Origin of the sequence: Methanobrevibacter curvatus (assembly GCF_001639295.1) — an archaeon.
In the GTDB taxonomy this organism is placed as follows: Archaea; Methanobacteriota; Methanobacteria; order Methanobacteriales; family Methanobacteriaceae; genus Methanoflexus; species Methanoflexus curvatus.
The window spans coordinates 1-3,326 of record NZ_LWMV01000052.1 but is presented as its reverse complement, the minus strand read 5'-3'; the positions used below and the strand labels follow the sequence as shown (position 1 = coordinate 3,326).

The window sequence follows — 3,326 nt, the reverse complement described above, 5'->3', positions numbered from 1 at the left end:
GACTTAATTTACATTTCAGGCTCTAACACCACTAACACTGGCTACTATAATGAAACTAACCATGTTTGGTATGTGGGTAATATTTCTAATGGTACAACTGTGACTTTAAACATTGTATTCCGTGTTAATGGTACAGGTAATATTAGTAACAATTTAACTGTTAATAGTAGTGAAAACAATACTGGTAATACTACAGTAAATGAGACTTTAAATTCAAGTAAAGCAATTAATTTAAGTGTTGTTAAGGTTGCTAATGTGACTGGTGTTTTGAATGGTCAGTTGGTTAATTTCACTATTACTGTTACTAACCATGGTCCTGATAATGCTAGCAATGTGAATATTACTGAAGTCTTTGGACCAGACTTAATTTACATTTCAGGCTCTAACACCACTAATACCGGCTACTATAATGAAACTAACCATGTTTGGTATGTGGGTAATATTTCTAATGGTACAACTGTGACTTTAAACATTGTATTCCGTGTTAATGGTGCAGGTAATATTAGTAACAATTTAACTGTTAATAGTAGTGAAAACAATACTGGTAATACTACAGTAAATGAGACTTTAAACTCAAGTAAAGCAATTAATTTAAGTGTTGTTAAGGTTGCTAATGTGACTGGTGTTTTGAATGGTCAGTTGGTTAATTTCACTATTACTGTTACTAACCATGGTCCTGATAATGCTAGCAATGTGAATATTACTGAAGTCTTTGGACCAGACTTAATTTACATTTCAGGCTCTAACACCACTAATACCGGCTACTATAATGAAACTAACCATGTTTGGTATGTGGGTAATATTTCTAATGGTACAACTGTGACTTTAAACATTGTATTCCGTGTTAATGGTGCAGGTAATATCAGTAATAACTTAACTGTTAATAGTAGTGAAAACAATACTGGTAATACTACAGTAAATGAGACTTTAAACTCAAGTAAAGCAATTAATTTGACTGTTGTTAAGGTTGCTAATGTGACTGGTGTTTTGAATGGTCAGTTGGTTAATTTCACTATTACTGTTACTAACCATGGCCCTGATAATGCTAGCAATGTGAATATTAATGAAGTCTTTGGACCAGACTTACTTTACATTTCAGGCTCTAACACCACTAATGCTGGTTACTATGATGAAACTGATCATGTTTGGTATGTGGGTAATATTTCTAATGGTACGACTGTGACTTTAAACATTGTGTTCCGTGTTAATGGTACAGGTAATATTAGTAATAATTTAACTGTTGATAGTAGTGAAAACAATACTGGTAATACTACAGTAAATGAGACTTTAAACTCAAGTAAAGCAATTAATTTGACTGTTGTTAAGACTGTTAATGTGACTGGTACTGCTTTAGATGGGGAATTTGTTACTTATACCATTGTTATTTTTAATTATGGTTCTGATAATGCTACTAATGTGACTGCTGTGGATTTACTTGATGATAGATTAATATTTATTAATGCTACTGGTAACGGTACATACAATAATGTGACTGGTTTATGGGTTGTAGGAAACATTAGTGTTAATGGCAATGCTACTTTGGTCATTGTTGCTCAACTAAATGGTACTGGTGTTATTGGTAATGTTGTTGTTAATGTGACTAGTAATGAAAATAATACTGGGGGTAATGCTACCAATGAAACCACCAATGTAACTGTTAATGGTTCTGTTAATCTTACACTTAGTAAAACTGTAAATGTAACAAAATCTATTCTTAATGGTGAATTAGTTGAATACACTCTTATTATAATAAATCATGGTCCAGATATAGCACATAATGTAGTGGCTTATGATGTTCTTGATCCTCGTTTAATCTTTATTAATGCTACTGGCAATGGTACATATGATAGTAGCACTGGTTTATGGAATGCAGGAACTATTAGTCTTGGTGGTAATGCTACAATTGTTATCATTGTCCAGTTAAATGGTACAGGAAATATCACTAATAATATAACCAATCTTAGTGCAGAGGAAAATAATACAGGTGAGAACGAAACACAAAGCAACAACTCTACAATCCATGTTGATCCAGCCATTAATTTATCAATTAATAAAGCAGTAAATCTAACTAATGCTTTGGATGGTCAGTTAGTTTCTTATATTATTACTATTACTAATCATGGTCCTGATAATGCTACTGGTGTTAGTTTAACTGATGTTCTTGATTATCGCTTGATTTATGTTAGTGATAATGCTAGTGGTGTTAAAGTGGGTCAGACTGTTAGTTGGACTGGCATTACAATAAACACTAATAAGTCTTATATTATTCAATTAGTTGTTAGGTTGAATGGTACTGGTAATATTGGAAACATAGTGAATGTTACTGGTTCAGATCAGAATAATACTGGAGATAACTCATCTAATGGTAACAATAGTACTGTTGATACTAATGCTAGTATTAATTTAACCATTAGTAAAGTTGTTAATGTGACTAGTGCTTTGGATGGTCAGTTAGTTTCTTATATTATTACTATTACTAATCATGGTCCTGATAATGCTACTGGTGTTAGTTTAACTGATGTTCTTGATTATCGCTTGATTTATGTTAGTGATAATGCTAGTGGTGTTAAAGTAGGTCAGACTCTTAGTTGGACTGGCATCACAATAAACACTAATAAGTCTTATATTATTCAATTAGTTGTTAGGTTGAATGGTACTGGTAATATTGGAAACATAGTGAATGTTACTGGTTCAGATCAGAATAATACTGGAGATAACTCATCTAATGGTAACAATAGTAGTGTTGATACTAATGCTAGTATTAATTTAACTGTTAGTAAGACTGTTAATGTAACTAGTGCTTTGGATGGTCAGTTAGTTTCTTACATTATAAATATTACTAATCATGGTCCTGATAATGCTACTGGTATTAGTTTAACTGATGTTCTTGATTATCGCTTGATTTATATTAGTGATAATGCTAGTGGTGTTAAAGTAGGTCAGACTCTTAGTTGGACTGGCATCACAATAAACACTAATAAATCTTATATCATTCAATTGATTGTTAGGTTGAATGGTACTGGTAATATTAAAAATATAGTGAATGTTACTGGGTCAGATCAGAATAATACTGGAGATAACTCATCTAATGGTAATAATAGTAGTGTTGATACTAATGCTAGTATTAATTTAACTGTTAGTAAGACTGTTAATGTAACTAGTGCTTTGGATGTTCAGTTAGTTTCTTACATTATAAATATTACTAATCATGGTCCTGATAATGCTACTGGTATTAGTTTAACTGATGTTCTTGATTATCGCTTGATTTATATTAGTGATAATGCTAGTGGTGTTAAAGTAGGTCAGACTCTTAGTTGGACTGGCAT

The 3,326-nt window shown here is 31.9% G+C and carries 1 protein-coding gene; it reads left to right on the top strand.

Features of this window, described 5'->3' with window-relative positions; genetic code table 11:
• The coding region (locus MBCUR_RS01545) for a beta strand repeat-containing protein (protein WP_067089372.1) at positions 1–3,326 on the top strand (3,326 nt) is incomplete at both ends.